Raw genomic sequence first — 23,376 nt, 5'->3', positions numbered from 1 at the left:
AACACCGCGACGCGGTGCCGACCAGGAGCCCGCTTGATACTCCAGATCGTGGCACCATTCACGAGGCTGCTCAGGTGGTCGGCCACTCGGTCGCTTGAGATAGGGCGCTGCCAGCTTCTGCAGACCTGTATGGCTACGCAGCCGACCCAGGTACTCGATGTCGCGCTCTTCCAAGGCCTCCAATGTCGCATTGTCAGTGAAGCCAGCGTCGATGCGCACTCGCACCTGGGCACCGGTGCTCTCGTTGAGTCGCCGTACTAGATGCGGGATCCAGGTGTCGGCATCCTCGGCTGGGCCGGCATTGCCCTCCCGCAGCAAGCCGCCCACCATGTCGCCGGTCTCCGCCAACGATGCGACCAGCGGCGAGTAGATGCGGGCCCCGTAAAGGCCATGATAGGCCGAGCCGCCCTGGTGACCGTGAGCCTCAATCGGCAGACCATCGATGTCCAGTGTCAGCTGATGAGGGCGTTTGCCCTTTTCCAGCGAGGTCAGACGCCAGACTACCAGTCGCAGCAGGCCTTCGTGTACGGCATCGATGTTGTCGCTACGCCCGAGACATGCCAGCAGCCGCGATAATGTGGCTTGAGAGGGCCGATCTTGAGCCAATGGCGTCATGCCGCGCGCATCGCTGCAGGCCAGTTGCCAGAGCGGGTCACGGCGCAGCGTGTCGGTATCGCTGAGGTCGATCCAGCCCATCGCGCGCTGCAGCACCAGCGTTCGCAGCTGACTGGCCAGGGAGTGACGGATACGTAGTGGGTTGCGTCTATCGACCAAGTTATCCTCCAGCGCGTCGATCAGGCCGCTGTTGTCGAGGGCTTCACGCAGCAGCAAAGCGCCGCTGTCGCTGGTGGTGCGTTGGCCGTCGAGCTCAACGCGTATAGATCCGTTGCAGGTCGGAATCCAGGGAGATATGCTTTCACCCATAGCGGATGGTCCTCTTGAATCAGATTCTTGGCGAAATGCACTGATTTTTATAGAGAATACCATCCGCTATCTTCGTTTTCAGGCCTGCCTCATGAATAAGCCGGGATTAACAGTTATAGCTATGCTGGTGTTGTTTAGTACACCAGCTTGGCCTTGGACGGCAGAGATTCTTCAACCTTCAGAACCGATAATGATTCCTCAAATACAGGTAGACGAACCATCCGCAGGAGAAGTTATAGAAATGACGTTGGCCGAAGCAGTAGCCGTGGGATTGCAGCGTAATCGTACAATCCGTAGGGCCTACTGGCAGCGGCTTTCTCAGCGTTATGACCTGAAAGTATCCGAGGGTCAGTTTGAACCACAATTAAGTGTACAGGGCCGTTATCTCGCCACTCAGCGAGATGATGGTCACGAACAAATTGGTGAAATTTCCCCTACTTTAACCCTGGAAGGCGCCCTTGGGACCAACTTCAGCCTTTCTTGGACAGAAGGACTTAATCATACTGGTGAGATAGGCAGTCGACATAATAGTGGCGTTAGCTTGACCGTGGTACAGCCGCTATTGCGCGATGCTGGACAGGAGGCGGCGACGGCACCTCTTCGATTAGCAAGACTCAGAGAGAAAGTAAACCAATTAGAGCTTCAATCAACGGTCGCTCAGGTGGTGACCAGAATTGTACTGTCATACAGGGAGTTACTTAGGACTCAAGAGCAGGTGAGAATTGCAGAAGAGGGGCTTACGCGATCACTTCAACTAGCAGAGGTAAATGAGTCGCTTATATCGGCTGGACGAATGGCAGAATTCGATATTTTGCAAACTCAGGCGGATATAGCTAGACGAGAGCTAGATATAGAAGAAGTATATAATCAGCGTGAAGCACAACGGCTAGAGTTATTGCACCTCTTAGCTCTTGATCTTGATATTACTTTGCGGGCAATTGATCCATTAGAAGCGCGACCAGTCAGACTTGATGTTGAAAAAGCGAAGCAAATCGCTTTGTCTAATCAGCCCGAATATTTAACTCAACTCATCGCACAAGAACAAGCGAACATTCTAAGAAATGTAGCTTATAACCAGCGCCTATGGGATGTTTCACTGGTGGGCGGTACCAGCCAGTTACAAAACCGATTTGGCAATAACGAGTATATTAATAGTAGAAGCTGGGATGTATATGCTGGTGTGCAGGTGAATATTCCTATCAGTAATTCAGGGCAGCGACGTGATGAAGTTCAAGCACGAGTTAACGTCTATGAGCAAGCTTTAGGTCTAGTAGAAACTGAACAAAATTTAGTCAGAGATATTGAGAATGCTGTGCGTAGCATGGAAGCTCAATGGCGTCAGTATCAGCTCGCTCAGCGCTCTATTGAAATTTCTCAACGAGCCCTAGATGTCGAGCGTGATAAGCTCTCGGTAGGTCGCTCCAGTAATTTTCAGATATTGAATCAAGAAGCGGACCTACGCAATGCTGAGTACGCCAGGCTAAATTCAATTATTTCTTATCTCAACTCCCAAGCACAGCTTGATCTACGGTTGGGTATGACTTTGGAGAGCTGGAATATTGTCCTCAACGATGAGTAACCGTATTTTTAATAAAAAACTGTGGTTATGGTTATTGCCAGCCATAATGATTGTTTCATTCGGAACAATATGGTTTTTATCTCAGCAAAATATTCAGCCCGTGCTAGACGAGGAAAGCTCTTGGATATTGATTGAACCGCAATCGCTCGTACAGCAAGTCGGAATAGTAGGTCGCATTGCTCCTGCTGAACTTCGCCTAGTGAATTCGCCCTTCGAAGGCAATGTTGATGAATTTTTGGTATCAGAGGGAAGTAAAGTAGAAGAAGGTGATCCTTTGTTGCGTCTTACCACATCTCATATAGATATTCAATTGAGAGAGGCGCTAGCCCAGCGTTTAAAAGCGCAGAACGCATTTAGCAAATTGCAGTCCTGGGATAGTGGGCATGAAGTGGCGCGGGCTCGGCGAATGTTATCTACAGCACGCCTTAATCTTAATGATACTGAGCGACGATTAATTGAGATCCGTACGCTCCATGAGAAAGGCATTGTACCCAGAATGGAGTTAGAGGCTATTCAGCAGCAAGTCACTATGCAGCGGTTTGATCTTGAAGCTGCCGAAGCAGAGCTGGTCTCTACTCTTGATCAAGGAAGTTGGGATCACAGACAAATCGCTGAGATAGAACTTGAAAATGCTACGGCTCGATATGAAGAATTGTTATTACAACGCGAAGGACGAATTCTGAAGGCGCCCTTCTCCGGGATAATTATGCCTCCGGTCAGCATCAGTGGTGAGATTGAGAGCGAACCAGTACAGAATGGTGCTCGTGTCGCCGAGGGACAGCCGCTGTTTACCCTGGCCAGCACTGATCGAATACATGTTGATGCAAAGGTGGAAGAAGTGGATATCAATATGCTTGATACTGGCCAGACAGTTACTGTTACAGGAGATGCCTTTGCGGAAATTGAGTTAGTAGGGACTCTAGCTTCTATTGGCGCACATAGCATGGAGTCACGAAACAATATTAGTGGTGCCAGTTATCCTCTTACGGTGATCATGCCTCCCCTCTCACCTGAGGAGCAGCGGTATATACGTCTTGGCATGAGTGCCCATTTACACATCACTACCTACAGTAATGAGAATGCAATGGTGGTACCTCCTGAGGCAATCCTTAATGATGAGAACTCCACCTATGTGATGCATCGAGCCTCAATACAGGAGAAGCCTCGACGCATCAATATTAGTATCGGCCAAATTACACCAACAGGCATTGAGGTATTCGGACTACCGCCAGGCTTTGTTAGACTGTGATAGTTATCTTTAGTTATAGGCGCTCCAGGTGTAGTTCAATGGTACCCCCCCGAAAAACCAGAGTGCCCAAAAGTAAAGTTTCTGTAAGCTAAGCGCAAGGAGATTCTGCATGAAAAAACCACGTTTTCCGATAGCCAAATGCTGTCAACTCTCAAACAAGCCGGAGGCGGCGCACCGGTTCCATAAGTGTGTCTTTAGCATGGCATGAGCAGGGAGACTTTCTCCCGGTGGCTAGCTAAATTCGGTGGCATGGATGCGTCCATGATGGACCGGCTGAAAGTGCTAGAGAATGAGAACCGGCGGATCAAGAAGATGTACGCTGAGTAACGATTGAAAGCGGGCATCCTAAAGGAAGCCATCGAAAAAGAGGTGTAGCCGTCTCGATGCCGTGAGATGGCGCAAAAAGCCGTCAATGTTGCTGAATGTTCAGCATCAGCGAGACCTGCTATCGCTATCGGGCCAAGCTCAGCATCGAGAAGGCCGAGATCGCCGACTGACTAATCCTGTTGACCCATAATCAGCGCAATTGGGGCTTCGGTCTGTGCTTTGCACCTGAGAAACGTCAAAGGTTGTGGCTGGAATCATAAACGGGTTTACCGAATTTATCTGGAGCTGGAACTGAACCTGCGTATAAAGCCCAAGAAACGCCTGGTTCGTGAAAAGCCGGAGCCATTGGCCGTGCCGGAAATGATCAATGACAGTTGGTCGATGGACTTCATGCACGACCAGCTCAACGATGGTCGCAGTTACTGGCTGCTGAATGTGATAGATGACTTTAACCGCGAAGGCATTGGTATCGAAGTGGACTTCGCATTTCCGGCAGAGCGTGTTATCCGATCATTGGAGCAGATTATTGAGTGGCGGGCAAACCGCGCTCTATTCGATGTGACAACGGCCTTGAATATATCAGCGGCAAGCTGGCGAACTGGGCGAAAAACCAAGACATTGTGCTGGCGTGTATCCAGCTCGGCAAACCCTAGCAGAACGCCTATATCGAATGCTACAACCGCACGGTGCGTTACGATGATCTTCACATTATCTGTTCGACAGCATCGAAGAAATCCAGGATTATGCTACCCGCTGGCTCTGGCACTACAATCATGAACGACCCAATATGGGAATCGGAGGAAACACTCTTCAACAGAAGTTGGCCATGATGGCCAGAAGTCTACTTTTGCAGACCTCTGAAAATGGGGCATTATCGCAGCTATTACTAAAATGTCGCAACATTTACTGAAAATGACAGCCGCCGCCAACCAGCGCCAAGCCGCATACCGAGCGCACCGCCGCCACCTCCAGGGCGTCGTCCTCGGAAAGCGGCGGCAGAATGCCGGGCAAGCGGCTGGCCAGCATGGTCTTGCCGGTGCCGGGCGGGCCTGCAAACAGCAGGTTGTGGCCCCCGGCAGCGGCCACTTCCAGCGCCCGGCGGGCCTGGTGCTGGCCGCGCACATCGGCCAGGTCGGCCATGGGTGTGGTCGATTTGGCCGATGCCGAGAGCTGGTGGGGTGGGATCTTTTCCTGGCCTAGCAGGTGGGCGACGACTTGCCAGAGAGAGTCGGCGGGCAGCACCGGTAGATCGCCCGCCAGGGCAGCTTCATCGGCGCAGGCGCGGGGCACGATCAACGCCTTGTTGGTACGGCGAGTGGCCAGGGCAAAGGGCAGCACGCCGGGTACCGCCCGCAGCTTGCCATCCAGGGCCAGCTCGCCTGCGCACTCCATGCCTTCCAGCGCATCCACCGGGATTTGGCCCGACGCCGCGAGAATACCCAGCGCAATCGGCAAATCGAAACGGCCACCCTCTTTGGGCAGGTCCGCCGGGGCGAGGTTGAGGGTAATGCGCTTGGTGTTGGGGAAATCGAAGCCCGCGTTGATCAAGGCGCTGCGCACCCGTTCGCGGCTCTCCTTTACGGCGGTTTCCGGCAGGCCCACCAGTGTCAGGCCCGGCAAGCCATTTGCCAGGTGTACCTCGACATGCACCGCAGGTGCTTCCAACCCCACGCCCGCCCGCGTGGCCACAATCGCTAATGTCATGGCGCTCCCTCGCAACGTCTCTCAATCGGCTCACTCAGTTTAATGAGCCTGCTCGTTGGCTAAGCCTACTTTATTTCAAGCGTTGAGCGCTACTGAGCGGCCAGCGAGTAAAGCGTTAATGTGCCCCCTGGGCGTTCAATGCGCTGGTCAGTTCGCGGGCAAAGCGCTGGGCGGAGGGCAGGGCGCCAAAGCTCCAGACTGGCGGCAGGCGCAGCAGATGGCCATGTTGAACGCTCGGCAATTGCTGCCACAGGCCGCTCTTTTCCAACTGCGCTTCCACCCCTGCGGGGAGCGGGTCAACGATGACCAGGGTGGCGTCGGGGTAGCGTGCCAGCGCTTCGATACCGACCAAGGCGAAGCCCCAGGCGTTGGTGGGCTCATCCCAGGCGTTGGGCAGCGCCAGCTGTTCCAATACGGCGTTGTAGAGGCTGTTCTCGCCAAATACCCGCACATGCCGAGCATCCATGAACTGCACCATCAGCAATGGAGATGCGTTGCCGGGCGGGTAGCGCAGCTCGCGCATCAGCTGCTGGGTGTTCTCGATCAGCGCGTCGGCTTCTGCGTTGCGTCCGGTCAACTCGCCCAACTGGCGGGTGAGTGTCTGCATTTCCTGCCACGTATCGGTGCCTGGCGAGTAAAGGGCGAAAGTGCCCACCGGCGCGATGCGCTCCAACCGAGGAATCAGCCCGGTAAACATGGGCGAGAGCAGGGTTTGCTCAGGGGGCGATTGGGCCAGCAGCTCGAAGTTGGGCTGGGTGCGTAGGCCAAGGTCGCTGACGTGCTCCGGGATACGCGGCTCGCCTACCCAATCGTGATATCCCGGCTGTTGCGCGATACCGCTGACCGGAGCGCCAATCGCCAGCAGCGTTTCGGCGATGGTCCAGTCGATGGTGGCCCACTGGGCGTGGCTGGCAGTGCTGAACAGCAAGGCTGCCGCGAGCAAGCAGCTGCGGGCCAGGGTCGGGAGTCGGGGGATGCAGCGCATGAAGTGGGCACCTGACAATAAGCGCTTTATTTAAACGATTCTGTTTATCAATTGCAAATGGAAACAGCGGAGGTCGCACAAGTCGTCAGCGCGAGACCCCCCAGGGGCGTAACTGCTCCAACATGGTGCATGAGGTGGCTTTCGCCATGCTTTCGCTCGTTTGATGCGTCACAAAGTGAGCCGTAAGGGGTCAGGCGGATAAGCGCGCTGGGTGCCTATCCAAGGCCACCCAGCGTTGCCTCAGCTTGGGTTGCCGGGGGTGGGCTTGCCTTGCTCGGCAGGCTCTACGGGGGCTGGCGGTACTTCGGCTTCCATGGGGGTGGACTGCGCGGCGCTGGCCGCTTCCACCGTGGCTTCCAGGCTGGCCACCTGACGCTCCAGCGCTTCGACACGCGCGCGCGTGCGCTGAAGCACATCCATCAAGATATCAAAGTCTTCTCGTGATACCAGCTCCAGGCGGTCGAAGGCGCCTCGTACCACTTGCTGCACGCCTTTCTGAATGTCTTCCGGGGCCTGGGAAGCATTCTGTAAACGGTCGCCTATCTGCTGGGCTAAACGGCTGATGCGATCCTGGGGCGTCATGGCTCTCTCCTCAAACGGTGGCGCATAAATGTGGATTGCTTACCTGTAAGGATACGCAACCCTTTGCCAAACCGCATGCCCCGCGTGCGTTTTCTCCTGCAGTGTGCGCATGCATCAAAAAAGAGCGTGCCGCTTTTATTGGTGATCGTTTTTAGTGCATGGGTGGGTGTGAATGGATGCGTAGTCGCCTTGCCAGTGGCTGTAAAGCGCACTTTTGAAACCTTAAGGGTATGAATTTCAATGATAAAAAATCCAGTGGCACGGTATGAGCATTAGCAGGGCAAGCACTAAATTCGGGCGGCCACGCCGCTCTCCACCGAGTGGGACTGAACCAGCAGGGGAGATCCGGGATGAAACTCATCACCGCTATCATCAAGCCTTTCAAGCTTGACGACGTTCGTGAAGCACTCGCCGACAACGGCGTGCAGGGGATTACGGTTACTGAGGTCAAGGGATTTGGTCGCCAGAAAGGCCACACCGAGCTGTATCGCGGTGCCGAGTACGTAGTGGACTTTCTGCCCAAGGTGAAAGTGGAAGTGGCCGTGGACGATGCGCGTCTGGAGAGCGTGCTGGATGCCATCTGCAGCGCTGCCAACAGCGGCAAGATCGGTGACGGCAAAGTGTTCGTGACGCCGCTGGAAGATGTCATTCGTATTCGTACCGGAGAGCGTGGCGCCGACGCGGTATAGGCCTGCCCACACAACGACGACCCACTACGTATAACTTCTCTTGGATCACGGGGAACACCTGATGAACGAGCTTACAGAATTGAGCTATGCGCTCGATACGTTTTACTTCCTGATTTGCGGCGTACTGGTCATGTGGATGGCCGCCGGCTTCTCGATGCTCGAGGCCGGGATGGTACGTTCCAAGAACACCGCTGAAATTCTGACCAAGAACATTGCGCTGTTTGCCATTGCCTGCACCATGTACCTGCTGGTGGGCTACTACATCATGTACTCCAGCGGCGAAGGCGGTTTCCTGCCTAGCCTTGGGTTCCTGATCGGTACCGAGAACAGCGTCGATGCGGTGCTGGCCGGTGGTGAAGATGCGCCTTACTACTCCATGCGTTCGGACTTCTTCTTCCAGGTCGTGTTCGTCGCAACGGCGATGTCGATCGTGTCGGGTGCCGTGGCCGAGCGTATGAAGCTGTGGGCCTTCCTGGCCTTCGCGGTGGTCATGACCGCCTTCATCTACCCGGTGTCTGGCTACTGGACCTGGGGCGGTGGCTGGCTGGATGGTGTTGGCTACTCTGACTATGCGGGCTCGGGTATCGTCCACATGGCCGGTGCAGCAGCAGCGTTGGCGGGTGTGCTGGTACTGGGCCCCCGTAAGGGCAAGTATGGCAAGGACGGTTCTATCCACGCGATTCCGGGCGCCAACATGCCACTGGCCACGCTGGGTACCTTCATCCTGTGGATGGGCTGGTTCGGTTTCAACGGTGGTTCCGAGCTGAAACTGTCGGATGCCGTGTCGGCCAACAACGTTGCTCAAGTGTTCGTGAATACCAATGCGGCGGCGGCGGGTGGCGTGATTGCAGCCCTGGTGCTGGCCAAACTGTGGTTCCGCAAGGCGGACCTGACCATGGCGCTGAACGGTGCGCTGGCAGGCCTGGTCGCCATTACCGCAGACCCGCTGTCACCTTCTGCGCTGGGCGCCGCCTTGATTGGTGCCATCGGTGGCCTGATCGTGGTCGCTGCCATCATCACGCTGGACAAGCTGAAGCTGGATGACCCTGTGGGTGCTATCTCGGTTCACGGTGTCGTGGGTATCTGGGGTGTGCTGGCCGTGCCGCTGAACAATGGCGATGCGTCCTTCGGTGCACAGCTGATCGGTATCGTCGGCATCTTTGGCTGGGTCTTCATCGCAAGCTTAGTGGTATGGCTGGTGCTGAAAGCGGTCATGGGTATCCGCGTTAGCGAAGAAGAAGAGTATGAAGGCGTCGATATCGCTGAGTGCGGTTTGGAAGCCTATCCCGAGTTTGGCGTCAAGAAATAAGCTCTGTGCCATCGCAAGCGGCACTGCTACTCAAGGCCTCCCTCGTGGGAGGCCTTTTGCCGTAGGGAACGGGTCAGGCTTGCCCGCATGTACGTGCCAGGCACAAGGGCTTTTTATTCTCTGGGCTGGCGGGTGTATGCTAGGTGCAATGGGCGTGAGGGGTATCGACATCGCGCCGCCGTGTTTCCGGTCAAGACAACCGTTGCATAACCAGAGGATGTGGTCATGAAATTAATCTCAGCCATTATCAAGCCGTTCAAGCTTGATGACGTACGTGAGTCGCTTTCCGATATCGGCGTGCAGGGTATTACGGTGACGGAAGTGAAAGGCTTTGGTCGCCAGAAAGGCCACACAGAGCTGTATCGTGGGGCGGAATACGTGGTGGATTTCCTGCCCAAGGTGAAGCTGGAAGTGGCCGTGGACGACGATATGGCCGAGCAGGTCATCGATGCGATCACCCAGGTGGCCAATACGGGCAAGATCGGCGATGGCAAGATCTTCGTGATGCCGTTGGAGCAGGTGATTCGTATCCGTACCGGCGAAACCGGCAAAGACGCTGTCTAACCACGGTGAATGGTAAGGCGTGAACAGTGAGTCGCGCTGAATCGACAAAGCCCCTGTGGATAATATCCACAGGGGCTTAATGCATAAGGCGACGATGACACGGGCTACGATTTTCTATTCATCCTTCACCTTTCACCCTTCGAACGAGGCTTACTTCTCTACGAAGGCGCGTTCGATGACGTAGTCGCCCGGCTCGCCCATACGCGGGGAGATGTTCAGCCCCAGCTCATCGAGCAGTGCGCTGGTGTCGTCCAGCATGGCGGGGCTACCGCAGATCATGGCGCGGTCCTGACGCGGGTCGATGGGCGGCAGGCCAGTGTCGGCAAACAGCTTGCCGCTGCGAATGTGGTCGGTCAGGCGGCCCATGGTGTGGAACTCTTCACGGGTGACCGTGGGGTAGTACACCAGCTTTTCGGCGACTTCTTCACCCAGGTACTCGTGGGCGGGCAGCTCCTTGGTGATGAAGTCGGCGTAGGCCAGCTCGGAGACTTCACGCACGCCATGTACCAGCACCACTTTTTCAAAGCGCTCGTAGACTTCCGGGTCCTGGATCAGGCTCATAAACGGCGCCAGGCCCGTGCCGGTGGAGAGCATATAGAGATTGCGTCCGGGCAGCAGGTCGTCGCATACCAGCGTACCGGTCGGCTTGCGGCTGACCATGATCTGGTCGCCCACCTTCAGGTGCTGCAAGCGTGAGGTCAGCGGGCCATCCGGCACCTTGATACTGAAGAACTCGAGATGATCTTCGTAGTTGGGGCTGGCGATGGAGTAGGCACGCATCAGGGGTTTGCCCGCCACTTCCAGGCCGATCATCACGAATTGGCCGTTCTTGAAGCGCAGGCTGCGCTCACGTGTCGTGCGGAAGCTGAACAGCGTGTCGTTCCAGTGGTGAACGCTTAGCACTTCTTCCAGGGCAAACTTGCTCATGCTGACTCCTCTGTGGCTGCGTGGCCTAAGCCTTGCTCGCCATATTCTAAAAAAGAATAAAAAATAGCTTTATAGGATGCGCTCATTCTAGATAAAGGGTGATATATCTGTTAAGCAAATTATCTTGATAACGTATATCTTTAAAATCGATATAGCATTCGTTGAGCAGCACTTTTTCTGGAGGGGCCTGGTCATGCATTACACGTTGCGCCAGTTGGAAGTCTTCGTCGCCGTTGCCCAGCACGAAAGCGTTTCCCAGGCGGCGAGGGCGCTGGCCATGTCCCAGTCGGCGACCAGTACGGCGCTGGCCGAGCTGGAACGCCAGTTCGACTGCCAGCTATTGGACCGCATTGGCAAACGGCTGAAACTCAACGCGCTGGGGTTCCAGCTGCTCCCCAAGGCTGTGGCGCTGCTGGACCGAGCCGAAGAAGTGGAGGAGCTGCTGCGCGGCCAGCAGGGGGTAGGGGCTCTGGACGTAGGTGCCACCCTGACCATCGGCAACTATCTGGCCACCCTGTTGATCAGTGATTTCATGCAGCGTTACCCCGGCAGTCGCGTGCGGCTGGCGGTGCGCAATACGCGGCATATCATCGAGGGGGTGCGCCAGCATTCGCTGGACCTGGGGCTGATCGAAGGGCAGTGCGATGACGATATGATCATCAGCCAGCCCTGGGTCGAGGATGAGCTGTGCGTGTTCTGCTCGCCTCGCCACCCGTTGGCAGGGCGAGAGCATCTGGAGCTGGATCAGCTGCTGCGGGAAGATTGGATCATGCGCGAGGAGGGCTCCGGTACGCGTATGACGCTGGAGCATGCTGCCCGCCACCGTCGCAGCCGGTTCAATACGCTATTGGAACTGGAACATACCGAGGGCATTAAACGCGCGGTGGAGTCGGGCCTTGGCATTGGCTGCGTTTCGCGGCTGGCGCTGCGCGATGCCTTCCGGCGGGGTAGCCTGGTGCCGCTGCCCACGCCGGAGTTGGATCTAAAGCGCCAGTTCACCTTTATCTGGCATCGCCACAAGTACCTGACCACCGGCGTGCGGGAGTTTTTAAGGCTCTGCCGCGAAATGACCGCCGGGGCCAAGCGCAGTGACGATATTCCGCTGCCGCCGATTCCCTAGCGGTTACACCTTGGCCTTTTCAGGGCTTGGCAGCGCCTTAGCTTGGTGCTGCGACGCCTCTAGCGTAAAGCCACCCACTAGCGCGGCCAGCTTGTCCGCTTGGTCTTTGAGCTGCTCTGCAGCGGTGGTGGACTCTTGCACCAGGGCGGCGTTTTGCTGGGTCATCTGATCCAGGTCGGTCACCGCGACGCTGACTTGGTTGATGCCGTCGTTCTGCTCACTGGCTGCCGTACTGATATCGCCGAGCATTTGGGTGACGCGCGTCACGCTATCGGCCAGCTCGTGCATGGCGGCTTCGGCGTCGCGTACCATTTGCGTGCCGCTTTCGACCTTGTCGGCAGACGCATCAATGCGCTGGCGAATGTCCTTGGCGGCGTCGCTGCTGCGCGAGGCGAGCTTGCGTACTTCATCGGCCACCACGGCAAAGCCGCGCCCGTGTTCGCCAGCCCGCGCTGCTTCTACTGAGGCGTTGAGTGCTAGCAGGTTGGTTTGGAAGGCAATGCCGTCGATCACGCTAACGATGCTCTGAATCTCTGACGAGGTCGCGCGGATGTCGTCCATAGTCGAGACCACCTGAACAAACGCCGTGTCGGTATGGGAAGCCAGCTGCGAGGCGGTGTTGGACAGCCCGCTGGCTTCTTGGGAGGCGTGGGTGGTGTGGCTGACGGTGCTGCTGATCTCTTCCATCGCTGCCGAGGTTTCTTGCAGGCTAGCAGCGGCTTGCTCGGTACGCCGTGACAGGTCATGGCCGCCTTGGGTGATCTCGTTGGCCGCGTGGTTCACGGCCTCGCTGCTGCGCCGTACGTCCAGCAGAATGGCCTGAATTTTTTCGGCAAAGGCGTTGAACTGCTCGGCCACAGCGGCGCTCTCATCTCGGCCATGCACAGGCAGGCGCTGAGTGAGATCGCCGTGTCCCGAGGCGATCTCTTCCATTCTGTTCGCTAAGCGTTTGAGCGGACGCGCAATACGCCCACCAATCCACCACAGAGCGGCGATGCCGATGGCCGCCAGCAGCAGCCCCACTAGCGTCATCCCTAGGGTGTTTTGCTGGCGCTGATCGCTCAAAACGTTCTGCAGCGCGTTGAGTTCGGCGAGCACGACGGACTCGGGCAGCTGTAGCACTAGTATCCACGGCTGCTCCGTATCGCCAATGGTCAGTGGCTGATAGCGCTGAAACATGCCGTTAGTCATGCTGCTGTAGAGGCTGCCTTGTGACGTGGCTTCGGCAATGCCGTCAAGCGCCGTGTCGCTCAGCGCGTTGCTGGCAGGCAGGCCCAGAGCCTCTTCGCCGTTGGTGTCCGCCACCAAGCCGCCGCGCCCGGCGACCAACGCCATACGGCCTGCGCCGTCATACAGCGCGGCGTTGGCGTCGCGCAGCAGCGTTTGAATGAAGTTCAGCGAGAGGTCGACCCCGGCTACGCCGCGAAATTCGCCGTTCACCAAAATCGGTGCGTTGAACGAAGTGACCAGCTGTGTTTCGCCGTCGTAATCGTAGGCGGCGGGGTCGATCACACAGGGGGCGAGCGTTTCGCGCGGGCAGAGGTAATACTCTCCTTCACGCACGCCGCTGGCGAGGCGGGTTTCGCTCTCCATGGTGTCGCCTAGTGGTAAGACCTCGAGCGAGCCATCCCCAGTGCGGTACCACCAGGGCATGAAGCGGCCACTGCCATCGTGGCCGTAGCGCTCGTCGCCAGCAAAGCGGGCGTCGTCCCCAAAGGCATTGGGCTCCCAGCCGATGAACGCATCCAGCAGCGCGGGGTTGTCGGCAACTGTCTGCCGTACCAAGTTGGAAAGCTGACGGCGGCTCAGGTAGAGCGCGCGCTGGCCTTCGGCATCTTCCACGCCCATGAGGGCGTTGGTGGTGGCGAGCTGGCTGGCCAGGGTCATGGCCTTGTCCAGCTCGCGTTGAATCCGCTCACCCTCTGCCTCTGCAATGGCATCGAGCCGCGCGTCCAGTGCGCTCTGCATGAGCGTTTGGGTGTGCTGTTCAACGGTTTCTTGGGTGCGGGCGGCCGCGATTAGGTTATACACCACCAGCGCGGCAACCACAGCGAGCAGGCAAGGGCCTGCCAACGCCAAAACGAGAGAGCGAAGGGAGCGAAAGTGCATAGAGGGGCGGTCCTGTTTTAGCAAGAGGCGGAAGAGCGTATCGAGTGCCATCCTTGAACCAGTAGAACAAAGATTCATGGTTAACGCATGACATGGCCGCCACCGCGAGCGCTGCGGCGGCCATGGAGGAGTGGCAGACGAGACGTTTAGAAGGTCTCTGACGTGCGCGGTAAGCGATCCTGCGGCGCTTGCAGTGCGGGTGATGCCGCGTTAGAGAGTTTGAAACTGCTGATCGTGCCGGTCAGGCGATCCGCCTGCTCTTTCAACTGCTCGGCGGCGGTGGTGGACTCTTCGACCATTGCGGCGTTCTCTTGGGTCATGCGGTCTAGTTCTGCCACCGCAATATTGACCTGTTTGATGCCATCGCTTTGCTCGCTGGTTGCAGCGTTGATCTCTTCCAGTACGTCGGTTACGCGGGTGATGTGGTCCACGATATCCTTCATCGTGCTACCCGCATTGCGTACCAACGAGGTGCCGTTATTCACCTTGGTTTGTGAATCTTCAATCAGCTTCTGGATATCGTTGGCAGCGTCGCTGCTGCGGCCCGCCAGTTTGCGCACCTCATCCGCTACCACGGCAAAGCCTCGGCCATGCTCGCCAGCCCGCGCTGCTTCTACCGAGGCGTTGAGCGCCAGCAGGTTGGTCTGGAAGGCAATGCTGTTCATCAGCGTGACGATCTCGCCAATCTTGTTGGAGGCGTCGGAAATATCTTCCATGGTGGTGACCACGTTCGACACCATCTGACCGCCCTCTTTCGCGACTTCGGTGGCCGCGTGGGAGAGCTTGTTGGCTTCCTGTGCTGAGGCCGCCGTATGCTGCACGGTGCTGGTGATTTGCTCTACCGATGCGGAGGTTTGCTGCAGGCTAGACGCCGCGTTGTCGGTACGGCGGGAGAGGTCTTGGCCGCCCATGGCAATCTCGTTAGCGGCGTGGTGCACCGATTCGCTGCTGGTGCGCACATCGATTAAGACGCGCTCCATTTTGTTAACAAAGCGGTTAAAGGCGCTAGCGATTTGAGTGACTTCGTCGTTGCCTTCTTCTGGCAGGCGCTGGGTGAGGTCGCCCTCGCCGGAGGCGATGTTATCCATCGCGTTGCGCACCCCCAGCAGGCGGCGCAACAATAGCGACAGCAGCAGCCCAAATACCACAGCGGTAATGGCTGCAACGATCAATAGGGTAACAATAGATGTGGTGGCAATGGCGCGTAGTCCTGCGGTGGCCTCCGCTTCATCCAGTGCTACCACAAGCTGCCAGTCGCTATTGCCGCCTATTGGGCGGCTCAGCAGTAATTTACTGCTTCCTTCTAACTGCATCTGCTGTGGCTGCTTGGTGTTAGCAAGTTGCTCGATATAGGCGGCGTTTAATTCATCGCTTAAAACAGTGGTGGGCTCTAGCGCTAGCTCGCTGTTGGGATGGGCGATTAGCGATCCATCGCCGGTAGTCAGAAAGCCAAAACTTGAAGGAGTAGGCGAGATGTCTTGCACGATCGCGATCATATCGCGAATATTGACGTCAGCACCTACTACCGCCTGAAGTTGGTTATTTTGGTAAAACGGGCGGGCAAAGGTCACCACTAAGTCGCCGCTTTGGGCATCGACATACGGCGCGGTGACAATAGTATCCTGCGCGGCAGCGGCGGCTTGGTACCAAGGTCGCTCTCGTGGGTCAAAATCGGCGGGTGGCTCCCAGCCGTTGAAAAAAATGGTCTCTCCGCTATCAGCCAAGCTCAGGTAGGTTGCCATAAAATCGCCAGAGGTGGTCAACTGACGCAAGGCAATACGTGGGTCATTGCTGGAGATAGCTTCCTCCATGCCGTTCAGCATGGTGCTACGGGATGCCATCCACTCATGTAGGGCGCTACTGTTACCACGTACTACAGCGTCTAGGTTGTGGGCTACCTGTTGGGTATTGTGCTGCTGGACTGTGTAGTAGCTGGCAACACCGTTGACGATCAAGGCAAGGGTGGTGGCAGTGAGTGCGGCTAGCAGTATGCGGGCTCGCAGAGATGAAAACATGGTCGCTCTCAACGTCGTTTGGAATTAGTACGCGGGTGCCACGTACACTAGAGTTCGACGTTAGCTATCGGCGAGAGCCACCATTCCTTTAATAAAAGAGTAAGAAAGTGTTGATTTGATTAGCGCAGATCACTCACGGCGCTTTGAATATCTGCCATCGACGCCTTGCTAAGATCTTTTGAGAGCGTGTGCGTCACAAGCTTTTGGGTAGGGTGATCAAGCTTTTCTCGCAGTAGCCCTAAAAACTTGGGCGGCGCGACGATAATCAGTTTTTCCAGGCTGTTACTCACGCGGGCGCTATACAGGCGTTGGGCGACCTCTTTAGCAAACAGCTCGTTCTCATGCTGAGAGGCAGCCCCCTCTTCGCCAGATGAGCGCGACGACGTTGACGTTGATTCATGGACATCAGCCCCGCGGCGGTCAGTGATCAAGTCACCTTCATGCAGCCTGCCGGCTGCGTGTACCAAGCTCTCTTGCTCGGCGAGATTGAGCGCGTCACGGGTAAAAATACGTGCGCGGGCGGCGTCAGCTACCACGATATAGGTGGTCATCGTCGTACGTCCTCCATGTCGTTGATTACCCTTTAACCATGGCAATCGTTCGGTGTTTGGTCAAATACGGTTTTTGAGAGATGACAATGGACTTACTGCGCACAAATTATCATTGGCGAAATCGCTATTTACTCATGCGCCATGGCCACAGCCAGGCCAACGCGCAGGGGCGAATCATCAGCACCCCCGAGCGCGGAATAGACGCCTATGGATTGTCGCCCGAAGGCGAACGGCAGTTGGACGATGCACTGGTGGACTGGCGTTGGCCGGTGCCCACCCAGGTGGTGCATTCGGACTTTTTACGCACGACTCGAACCGCCGCCCGAGTGGCCAGCGCCTTCGGGTTGGGCATGGCCATCGACGAGCGCTTGCGAGAGCGCCATTTTGGCGAGCTGGAAGGCCAGGCAGATAGCCATTACCCCGAGGTATGGGCGCAGGATGCCCAGAGTGCCGCGCATCGGCAGTGGCAGGTAGAGCCGCTCACCAGCGTGGCAGCGCGCATGTGCGCAACGCTGGAAGCACTGGAGCAGCGCTGGCAAGGGGAAACGGTGCTGGTGGTGAGCCATGGCGACCCGCTGCAGATCCTGCTCACGGCGCTGGCAGGCAAGCCATTGACCCAGCACCGTGAGCAGCTCGCGCTGGCCCCGGCCAGCATCACGCTGGTAGGCGGTTAGGCGCCTTCCTTGGGGGGAATCCAGGCAATCATGTCGACTTCCACGTCGGCACCGCCTGCCAGGCCGGTGACGCCGATGCAGGTACGGGTGGGGAGCGGTTTCTCGAAGTAGCTGGCGTAGACCTGGTTCACTTCATCGAAGTGGCCCATGTTGGTAATGAAAACCCGTGACTGCACCACGTACTCGAAGCTGCTGCCTACCTCTTCCAGGACGATGGCCAGGTTCTGCATGACTCGGTGGGTTTGTTCGGTAAAGGTGCCTAGCAGCATTTCGTTGGTTTCCGGCACGGTCGGCATCTGGCCGGTGATGAACACCAGGTCGCCCACGCGGCAGGCGTGAGAGAACGGGGCAATGGGCTGTGGGGCGCGGTCGATGAACAGTTTTTCCATGATGACTCTCTGGTGTGATGTGGGGTATTCAGAAGGGCCATGAAAATGGGCCTCAGCAGAGGCCCACGTTACGCATTTGACGTGCTGGCAGTCGAATCAATGCCCCAGAATCTGGCTCAGGAAGAGCTGGGTGCGCTCGGACTGCGGGTTGTTGAAGAACGGCTCAGGCGCGTTCTCTTCGATGATCTGCCCCTGGTCCATGAAGATCACGCGGTCGGCCACGGTCTTGGCGAAGCCCATCTCGTGGGTCACGCAGAGCATGGTCATGCCCTCTTCGGCCAGTTCGATCATGACGTCCAGTACTTCCTTGATCATTTCCGGGTCAAGGGCCGAGGTGGGCTCATCGAACAGCATGACGTCCGGGTGCATGCACAGCGAGCGGGCAATGGCGACCCGCTGCTGCTGACCACCGGAAAGCTGGCCGGGATATTTCTTCGCCTGTTCGGCGATGCGTACCCGCTGCAGGTAGCGCATGGCCTGCTCTTCGGCTTCTTTGCGCGGCTTTTTCTGTACCCACATAGGGGCGATACAGCAGTTCTCCAGCACCGTGAGGTGAGGGAACAGGTTGAAGTGCTGGAACACCATGCCGACGCTACGGCGAACTTGCTCGATGCGCTTGACGTCTTGGGTGAGCGGTACGCCGCCTACCACAATCTCGCCTTTCTGATGCTCTTCCAGGTGGTTGATGCAGCGGATCATGGTGGATTTGCCCGAGCCAGAAGGCCCGCAAATGACGATCCGCTCGCCGCGTTTCACTTCCAAGTAGATATCGCGAAGTACGTGGAAATCGCCGTACCACTTGTTGACGCCGCGCATTTCGACCATCAGATCCGAAGTACCGGTGCCAGGGTTATGGGAAGCTGCTTGTGTCATGTCACTATCCTGCTAAAAAATCGTTGATAAAAGCGGCGTTAACGCCTGTGGCCGGTATGCAGCTTGCGTTCTAGGTACTGACTGTAGCGCGACATGCTGAAACAGAAGATCCAGAACATGAAGGCGGCAAACACGTAACCTTCCAACGAGAAGCCTAACCAGCGCGAGTCGGCCAGTGCCGCTTGCACGATCCCCAGCAGATCGAATAGCCCGATGATCATGACCAGGGTAGTGTCTTTGAACAACGAAATGAACGTGTTCACGATACCAGGAATCATCATTTTCAGAGCCTGAGGCAGTACGATCAGACCCATGCGCTTCCAGTAGGTCATGCCGAGGGCCGCGGCGGCTTCTTCCTGCCCTTTGGGAATGGCCTGCAAACCACCGCGAATGACTTCGGCCATGTAGGCGCTCTGGAACAGCGTCAGGCCGATCAGGGCGCGTACCAGACGGTCCACGCTGACCCCGGTAGGCATGAACAGCGGCAGCATCACCGAGGCCATGAACAGCACCGTGATCAGCGGCACGCCACGCCAGAACTCGATAAAGATGACGCAGAAGCTCTTGACGATGGGCATGTTCGAACGCCGCCCCAGGGCCAGCACGATACCGATCGGCAGCGCGCCTACCATGCCCACGGTGGCCAGCAGCAGGGTCAGCATCAGGCCGCCCCAGCGATGGGTCGGCACACGCGGCAGGTCGAAATAGCCGCCATGCAGCAGCACGTAGGCGATCACGGGGAAGCCGACCAGCGCAAACACGGCCACCCAGCGCTTGAAGGGCAGGCGTGGAATCGCCAGCCAGGCAATCAGGGTGAAGAACCCGGCAAAGACGATATTGGCACGCCAGATTTCCGAGCGCGGGTACAAGCCGTAGATGAACTGGGTGAAGCGTGCGTTGATGAACACCCAGCAGGCGCCTTCCCGGGAGCAGTCTTCGCGGGAGGTGCCTACCCAGTCGGCGTTGATAAACGCCCATTGCACCGTGGGAACCACGAGCAGGTAGAGAATATACAGGCCGATCAGAGTAAAGATCGTGTTGATCGGGCCGTTGAACAGGTTGCTGCGTAGCCATGCCACAGGGCCCACGGAACTGCTGGGCGCCGGCTTTGGCTCGATCATCGTTCGGTTGTGAATCATGGGAATGTCCTCGCCAACGGCCTAGCGTTCAACCAGCGCCACACGGGCGTTGAACCAGTTCATGAACATGGAGACCAGCAGACTGATGGTCAGATACACCGCCATAGTCATCGCAATGACCTCGATGGCTTGGCCTGTCTGGTTCAGCGTGGTGCCCGCAAACACCGACACGAGGTCCGGATAGCCAATGGCGGTGGCCAGCGACGAGTTCTTGATCAGGTTGAGGTACTGGCTGGTCAGCGGGGGAATAATGACCCGCAACGCTTGAGGAATGATGACGAGGCGCAGCACCAGGTTGCGCGGCAGACTCAGGGCCTGTGCCGCTTCGGTTTGGCCATGAGAAATGGCCTGTATGCCTGAGCGCACGATCTCGGCGATGAACGAGGCGGTGTAGATCGATAGTGCAAACCATAGCGCCAGGAACTCGGGAATCACCGTAATACCGCCGCGGAAGTTAAAGCCACGCAGTTCGGGCATTTCCCAAGTGACGGGCACGCCAGTCACCAACATAACCAACAGCGGCAAGCCAAAAATCAGCGCCAAGGAGATCCAGTAGGCAGGAATTCGCTGCCCCGTGCCTTCCTGGCGGCGCTTCGCCCAAATCACCAGCGCAATGCTGGCCACAATGGCGATCACAAAGGTCACGGGAATCAGCCCAAAGCCCGATTCGAATAGCGGCTCAGGTAGATAAAGCCCGCGTACGTTAAGAAACACGGCCTCGCCGAACGCAAGGCTTTCTCGAGCGCTGGGGAGCGCCCGCAGCACGGCAAAGTACCAAAAGAAAATCTGCAGCAGCAGCGGAATGTTACGAAAGGTTTCGATATACGCGGCGGCTAGCTTGGCGATCAGCCAGTTGGGCGATAGACGAGCGATACCGACGATAAAGCCAATGATGGTGGCGGCAATAACGCCCAACCCACCCACCAGCAGCGTATTCAGCAGGCCCACGAAGAAGGTGCGGCCATAGGTGCTTTGGGAGGAGTAGTCGATCAGACTCTGAACGATCCCGAAGCCTGCGGTGTTGTTAAGAAAACCGAACCCGGTAGTGATCCCGCGAGAGGATAGGTTGTCTTGAACATTACCGACGGTATAGAACAGAAACGCAATAACGGCAGCAATGAGTAAAAACTGAAAGATCAGCGCACGCTTTGCGCGGTCTCGCCAGAACGGTGGCTTTTGGCCAACGGGGCGAGCGTTAGGTCTTACGGACATGGATGGCGTCTCCGCTACACGGAAGGTCAATCAAATGGCCCGCCGATACCCTTGAGTGTTGATGGCAAGGGCCGGCGGGCCGGGGTCAAGCGAGACGCTTAGCGAATCGGCGGTGCGTACTGGAAGCCGCCCTGGTTCCACAGAGCGTTGACGCCCCGTTCGATTTCCAGCGGTGAATCCATGCCGACGTTACGTTCGAAGCTTTCACCGTAGTTACCTACTTGGCTCAGGATGTTGTAAGCCCAGTCGGCTTCAAGACCCATGCCTTCACCATAGTTGCCGTCCTGGCCGAGTAGACGAGCTACGTCCGGGTTCTCAGAGCTGAGCATCTCTTCAGCGTTCTCGCTGGTCACGCCGTACTCTTCACCGTTGATCATGGCGAACAGAGACCACTTGACGATGTTGAACCACAGGTCGTCACCCTGACGTACCACGGGGCCCAGCGGCTCCTTGGAGATGACGTCGGGCAGAATCATTGCAGAAGCGGGGTCGTCCAGTTGGATGCGCAGTGCGGCCAGCTGAGAGGTGTCAGAGGTTAGTACGTCACAGCGGCCAGCCTGGAAGCCGCCTACCGTTTGCTCGGAGGTATCGAAAACGATGGGGTCGAACTCCATGCCGTTGGCACGGAAGTAGTCCGCCAGGTTCAGCTCGGTAGTGGTGCCTGATTGAATACAAATTGCCGCGCCATCCAGCTCCGAAGCACTGGAAATACCCAGGTCACGAGACACCAAGAAACCTTGGCCGTCGTAGAAGGTCACCCCGGTGAAGTTTAGGCCTAGCGTGGTGTCACGGGTGGTCGTCCAGGTGGTGTTACGAGAAAGGACATCCACTTCGCCGGACTGCAGCGCGGTGAAACGCTCAACGGCGTTCAGGGAAATGTAGTTAACGGCGTCCGCATCGCCCAGTACGGCGGCGGCCACGGCACGGCATACGTCAACATCGAGACCTTGCCATTCGCCGCTATCGTCCGGCGCGGAAAAACCTGGCAAGCCATCACTAACGCCACACTGTACGGCACCGCGAGAGCGCGTTTCTTCTAATGTGTTCGCTTGCGCGGTAGCGATACCGGCCAGCGTAATTGCACCCGCAGAGGCAAGCAGTACCAGGTGTTTTTTGTTAACCATGTGTGTTCCCCTTCCTCGATTTAGTGTCGTTATGCATGTCGATGCATGCCTAAAAGCTAGCAAGGAAGGTGCCAAGAAAGATATGCCGTCAAATTCAGCGCTTTTCAACGTAAAATCAGCGGATTTGACGAAGGTAGTGGTGCAAAAAAGTAGGCCAGCAGCTACGCCATGCGCTTTTTTGGTGCGCAGCCGCTGGCGGAGGTCGGTGGCTAGTCGCTTAGCGTGTTAGCGAATGGGCGGCGCGTACTGAATGCCGCCATCTTTCCAGAGCGCGTTTAAGCCTCGTGCAATCTTAAAATCAGAGCCTGTGCCCACGTTGCGATCATAAATATCCGCGTAGTTACCTACCTGTTTGACGATTTGGTAAGCCCAGTCCGGCTGTAGGCCCATGGCTTCGCCAAAATCACCATCTTGGCCGAGCAAACGCATCACATCGGGATTTTCTGAGCTTAGCTGCTCATCCACGTTGGCTTGACTGACGCCCAGCTCTTCGGCATTCAGCATGGCAAATAGCGACCACTTCACGATGTTGAACCACTGGTCATCCCCTTGGCGCACGGCGGGGCCCAGCGGCTCTTTGGAGATGATCTCCGGTAGCACCACGGCCATATTGGGGTCGGCCAGTTGAATGCGCTGGGCGTAGAGCTGCGAGGCATCGGAGCTCAGCACGTCGCAGCGGCCTGCTTCGAACCCGGCAATCGACTGCTCGGGAGAGTCGAAGACCACGGCATCGTAGGTCATGCCGTGGATTCTGAAGTAGTCGGACAGGTTCAGTTCGCTGGTGGTGCCTGACTGAGTGCAAACAGCCGCCCCATCCAGTTCTTTTGCGCTCTGTACGCCGAGGTCGCTGGCCACCATAAACGCCTGGCCGTCGTAGTAGCTGACGCCAGTGAAGTTCATCCCGAGGGTGGTGTCGCGGCTGGAGGTCCAGGTGGTGGTGCGGGAGAGCACGTCCACCTCGCCAGACTGCAGTGCGGCAAAACGCTCCACCGAGTCTAACGGTACGAAATTGACTTTGCTGGCATCACCTAGCGCGGCAGCGGCAATGGCGCGGCACACATCGGTGTCCAGGCCGCGGTATTGGTCGTTATCGTCCAGCGATGAGAAGCCGGGCTGGGCGGCGTTAACGCCGCAGCGCACGCTGTCGCGCTCTTGAATGGCCTCAAGGGTATCGGCCATGGCCGTGGCAGGTACCCAGAGGGTCGGGGCTAATAGAGTGATTCCCAATCCTAACCAACGCGTTGTAGTCATTTATTATTCCTTAACGTCGAGCGCAGCAACTCCTACGCATAAAAAAGCCGGGCAGAGCCCGGCCAGATACCTAGCGTAGC

At 57.3% G+C, this 23,376-nt stretch carries 19 protein-coding genes and 3 pseudogenes; 8 read left to right on the top strand and 14 right to left on the bottom strand.

Going from position 1 to position 23,376, the window contains the following annotated elements:
- Positions 1–924 (bottom strand): annotated as a pseudogene (locus tag RVM26_RS14820) (IS1380 family transposase); the annotation flags it as partial.
- On the opposite strand from RVM26_RS14820, the gene RVM26_RS14815 reads away from it, so the two are divergent.
- The 3 genes and pseudogenes from RVM26_RS14815 to RVM26_RS14805 form a co-directional block, all read left to right on the top strand.
- The gene (locus tag RVM26_RS14815; RefSeq protein ID WP_498939450.1) at positions 911–2,503 is read left to right on the top strand and encodes a TolC family protein; all 1,593 of its coding nucleotides are present in this window, start codon (positions 911–913) and stop codon (positions 2,501–2,503) included. The pseudogene RVM26_RS14820 and the gene RVM26_RS14815 sit on opposite strands and share 14 nt — an antisense overlap.
- On the top strand, positions 2,496–3,752 hold the full coding sequence (locus tag RVM26_RS14810) for an efflux RND transporter periplasmic adaptor subunit (protein ID WP_498939448.1): 1,257 nt from the start codon (positions 2,496–2,498) through the stop codon (positions 3,750–3,752). Before RVM26_RS14815 ends, RVM26_RS14810 begins: the two co-directional genes overlap by 8 nt.
- Before the next feature lie 138 nt (positions 3,753–3,890).
- A pseudogene (locus RVM26_RS14805) lies at positions 3,891–4,914 on the top strand (IS3 family transposase); the annotation flags it as partial.
- Between the two features lie 95 nt (positions 4,915–5,009).
- Here the strand turns inward: RVM26_RS14805 and RVM26_RS14800 are convergent.
- The 3 genes and pseudogenes from RVM26_RS14800 to RVM26_RS14790 form a co-directional block, all read right to left on the bottom strand.
- Positions 5,010–5,783: pseudogene (locus RVM26_RS14800) on the bottom strand (YifB family Mg chelatase-like AAA ATPase); the annotation flags it as partial.
- Positions 5,784–5,898: 115 nt separating this feature from the next.
- Positions 5,899–6,768 carry an ABC transporter substrate-binding protein gene (locus tag RVM26_RS14795; RefSeq protein ID WP_039178734.1) on the bottom strand — a complete coding sequence of 290 codons (870 nt, stop codon included), beginning with the start codon at positions 6,766–6,768 and terminating at the stop codon, positions 5,899–5,901.
- Between the two features lie 240 nt (positions 6,769–7,008).
- A complete protein-coding gene (locus RVM26_RS14790; RefSeq protein ID WP_039178731.1) occupies positions 7,009–7,350 on the bottom strand; it encodes an accessory factor UbiK family protein in 342 nt (113 codons plus the stop codon).
- A 350-nt stretch (positions 7,351–7,700) separates the two neighbouring features.
- Between RVM26_RS14790 and RVM26_RS14785 the strand changes: the two genes are divergently transcribed.
- The 3 genes from RVM26_RS14785 to glnK all read left to right on the top strand — a co-directional run bounded on the left by RVM26_RS14785 (position 7,701) and on the right by glnK (position 9,912).
- Positions 7,701–8,039, top strand: coding sequence for a P-II family nitrogen regulator (locus RVM26_RS14785; protein ID WP_007112359.1), 339 nt, complete (start codon positions 7,701–7,703; stop codon positions 8,037–8,039).
- Positions 8,040–8,100: 61 nt separating this feature from the next.
- Positions 8,101–9,348: an ammonium transporter gene (locus tag RVM26_RS14780; RefSeq protein ID WP_498939446.1), complete on the top strand. Its 1,248-nt coding sequence runs from the start codon at positions 8,101–8,103 to the stop codon at positions 9,346–9,348.
- A gap of 225 nt (positions 9,349–9,573) precedes the next feature.
- Complete coding sequence (gene glnK / locus RVM26_RS14775) at positions 9,574–9,912, top strand: P-II family nitrogen regulator (protein WP_009098335.1); 339 nt, start codon at positions 9,574–9,576, stop codon at positions 9,910–9,912.
- Positions 9,913–10,062: 150 nt separating this feature from the next.
- Here glnK and RVM26_RS14770 read toward each other — a convergent pair whose 3' ends face one another.
- Complete coding sequence (locus RVM26_RS14770; RefSeq protein WP_287804852.1) at positions 10,063–10,839, bottom strand: ferredoxin--NADP reductase; 777 nt, start codon at positions 10,837–10,839, stop codon at positions 10,063–10,065.
- Positions 10,840–11,032: 193 nt separating this feature from the next.
- On the opposite strand from RVM26_RS14770, the gene RVM26_RS14765 reads away from it, so the two are divergent.
- Complete coding sequence (locus RVM26_RS14765) at positions 11,033–11,959, top strand: LysR family transcriptional regulator (protein ID WP_058579768.1); 927 nt, start codon at positions 11,033–11,035, stop codon at positions 11,957–11,959.
- 3 nt (positions 11,960–11,962) lie between these two features.
- Here the strand turns inward: RVM26_RS14765 and RVM26_RS14760 are convergent, their stop codons facing one another.
- The 3 genes from RVM26_RS14760 to RVM26_RS14750 all read right to left on the bottom strand — a co-directional run bounded on the left by RVM26_RS14760 (position 11,963) and on the right by RVM26_RS14750 (position 16,634).
- Positions 11,963–14,068 carry a methyl-accepting chemotaxis protein gene (locus tag RVM26_RS14760; RefSeq protein ID WP_498939444.1) on the bottom strand — a complete coding sequence of 702 codons (2,106 nt, stop codon included), beginning with the start codon at positions 14,066–14,068 and terminating at the stop codon, positions 11,963–11,965.
- 146 nt (positions 14,069–14,214) lie between these two features.
- Positions 14,215–16,083 (bottom strand): methyl-accepting chemotaxis protein, encoded by a 1,869-nt coding sequence (locus RVM26_RS14755; RefSeq protein ID WP_287804847.1) that lies wholly within the window; start codon positions 16,081–16,083, stop codon positions 14,215–14,217.
- 119 nt (positions 16,084–16,202) lie between these two features.
- Entirely contained in the window at positions 16,203–16,634 is a 432-nt protein-coding gene (locus RVM26_RS14750) for a host attachment protein (RefSeq protein WP_498939442.1), read from the bottom strand.
- Between the two features lie 80 nt (positions 16,635–16,714).
- Here RVM26_RS14750 and RVM26_RS14745 point away from each other — a divergent pair, with 80 nt between their 5' ends.
- The gene (locus RVM26_RS14745; protein ID WP_498939441.1) at positions 16,715–17,308 is read left to right on the top strand and encodes a histidine phosphatase family protein; all 594 of its coding nucleotides are present in this window, start codon (positions 16,715–16,717) and stop codon (positions 17,306–17,308) included.
- On the opposite strand, the gene RVM26_RS14740 is transcribed toward RVM26_RS14745, so the two are convergent.
- The 6 genes from RVM26_RS14740 to RVM26_RS14715 all read right to left on the bottom strand — a co-directional run bounded on the left by RVM26_RS14740 (position 17,305) and on the right by RVM26_RS14715 (position 23,296).
- Positions 17,305–17,697, bottom strand: coding sequence for a RidA family protein (locus tag RVM26_RS14740; protein ID WP_039178691.1), 393 nt, complete (start codon positions 17,695–17,697; stop codon positions 17,305–17,307). The genes RVM26_RS14745 and RVM26_RS14740 overlap by 4 nt on opposite strands.
- Positions 17,698–17,793: 96 nt before the next feature.
- The gene (locus tag RVM26_RS14735; protein WP_498941774.1) at positions 17,794–18,522 is read right to left on the bottom strand and encodes an amino acid ABC transporter ATP-binding protein; all 729 of its coding nucleotides are present in this window, start codon (positions 18,520–18,522) and stop codon (positions 17,794–17,796) included.
- An 86-nt stretch (positions 18,523–18,608) separates the two neighbouring features.
- Positions 18,609–19,709: an amino acid ABC transporter permease gene (locus RVM26_RS14730; protein WP_498939439.1), complete on the bottom strand. Its 1,101-nt coding sequence runs from the start codon at positions 19,707–19,709 to the stop codon at positions 18,609–18,611.
- A gap of 21 nt (positions 19,710–19,730) precedes the next feature.
- Entirely contained in the window at positions 19,731–20,921 is a 1,191-nt protein-coding gene (locus RVM26_RS14725; protein ID WP_427774785.1) for an amino acid ABC transporter permease, read from the bottom strand.
- Positions 20,922–21,019: 98 nt separating this feature from the next.
- Positions 21,020–22,045, bottom strand: a complete 1,026-nt coding sequence (locus RVM26_RS14720; protein WP_427774787.1) for an amino acid ABC transporter substrate-binding protein — start codon at positions 22,043–22,045, stop codon at positions 21,020–21,022.
- Between the two features lie 225 nt (positions 22,046–22,270).
- Positions 22,271–23,296 (bottom strand): amino acid ABC transporter substrate-binding protein, encoded by a 1,026-nt coding sequence (locus tag RVM26_RS14715; protein ID WP_287804838.1) that lies wholly within the window; start codon positions 23,294–23,296, stop codon positions 22,271–22,273.
- Positions 23,297–23,376 lie beyond the last annotated feature (80 nt).

This window comes from Halomonas sp. KM072 (genome assembly GCF_050710315.1).
GTDB classification, from domain to species: Bacteria; Pseudomonadota; Gammaproteobacteria; order Pseudomonadales; family Halomonadaceae; genus Vreelandella; species Vreelandella hamiltonii.
This window is presented reverse-complemented; position numbering and strand designations above follow the sequence as displayed.

Excerpts from the sequence above, each read along its gene's own strand:
- RVM26_RS14815 (WP_498939450.1), top strand. The coding sequence starts at position 911 with ATGCTTTCACCCATAGCGGATGGTCCTCTTGAATCAGATTCTTGGCGA.
- RVM26_RS14810 (WP_498939448.1), top strand. The coding sequence starts at position 2,496 with ATGAGTAACCGTATTTTTAATAAAAAACTGTGGTTATGGTTATTGCCA.
- RVM26_RS14795 (WP_039178734.1), bottom strand. The coding sequence starts at position 6,768 with ATGCGCTGCATCCCCCGACTCCCGACCCTGGCCCGCAGCTGCTTGCTC.
- RVM26_RS14790 (WP_039178731.1), bottom strand. The coding sequence starts at position 7,350 with ATGACGCCCCAGGATCGCATCAGCCGTTTAGCCCAGCAGATAGGCGAC.
- RVM26_RS14785 (WP_007112359.1), top strand. The coding sequence starts at position 7,701 with ATGAAACTCATCACCGCTATCATCAAGCCTTTCAAGCTTGACGACGTT.
- RVM26_RS14780 (WP_498939446.1), top strand. The coding sequence starts at position 8,101 with ATGAACGAGCTTACAGAATTGAGCTATGCGCTCGATACGTTTTACTTC.
- glnK (WP_009098335.1), top strand. The coding sequence starts at position 9,574 with ATGAAATTAATCTCAGCCATTATCAAGCCGTTCAAGCTTGATGACGTA.
- RVM26_RS14770 (WP_287804852.1), bottom strand. The coding sequence starts at position 10,839 with ATGAGCAAGTTTGCCCTGGAAGAAGTGCTAAGCGTTCACCACTGGAAC.
- RVM26_RS14765 (WP_058579768.1), top strand. The coding sequence starts at position 11,033 with ATGCATTACACGTTGCGCCAGTTGGAAGTCTTCGTCGCCGTTGCCCAG.
- RVM26_RS14760 (WP_498939444.1), bottom strand. The coding sequence starts at position 14,068 with ATGCACTTTCGCTCCCTTCGCTCTCTCGTTTTGGCGTTGGCAGGCCCT.
- RVM26_RS14755 (WP_287804847.1), bottom strand. The coding sequence starts at position 16,083 with ATGTTTTCATCTCTGCGAGCCCGCATACTGCTAGCCGCACTCACTGCC.
- RVM26_RS14750 (WP_498939442.1), bottom strand. The coding sequence starts at position 16,634 with ATGACCACCTATATCGTGGTAGCTGACGCCGCCCGCGCACGTATTTTT.
- RVM26_RS14745 (WP_498939441.1), top strand. The coding sequence starts at position 16,715 with ATGACAATGGACTTACTGCGCACAAATTATCATTGGCGAAATCGCTAT.
- RVM26_RS14740 (WP_039178691.1), bottom strand. The coding sequence starts at position 17,697 with ATGGAAAAACTGTTCATCGACCGCGCCCCACAGCCCATTGCCCCGTTC.
- RVM26_RS14735 (WP_498941774.1), bottom strand. The coding sequence starts at position 18,522 with ATGGTCGAAATGCGCGGCGTCAACAAGTGGTACGGCGATTTCCACGTA.
- RVM26_RS14730 (WP_498939439.1), bottom strand. The coding sequence starts at position 19,709 with ATGATTCACAACCGAACGATGATCGAGCCAAAGCCGGCGCCCAGCAGT.
- RVM26_RS14725 (WP_427774785.1), bottom strand. The coding sequence starts at position 20,921 with ATGTCCGTAAGACCTAACGCTCGCCCCGTTGGCCAAAAGCCACCGTTC.
- RVM26_RS14720 (WP_427774787.1), bottom strand. The coding sequence starts at position 22,045 with ATGGTTAACAAAAAACACCTGGTACTGCTTGCCTCTGCGGGTGCAATT.
- RVM26_RS14715 (WP_287804838.1), bottom strand. The coding sequence starts at position 23,296 with ATGACTACAACGCGTTGGTTAGGATTGGGAATCACTCTATTAGCCCCG.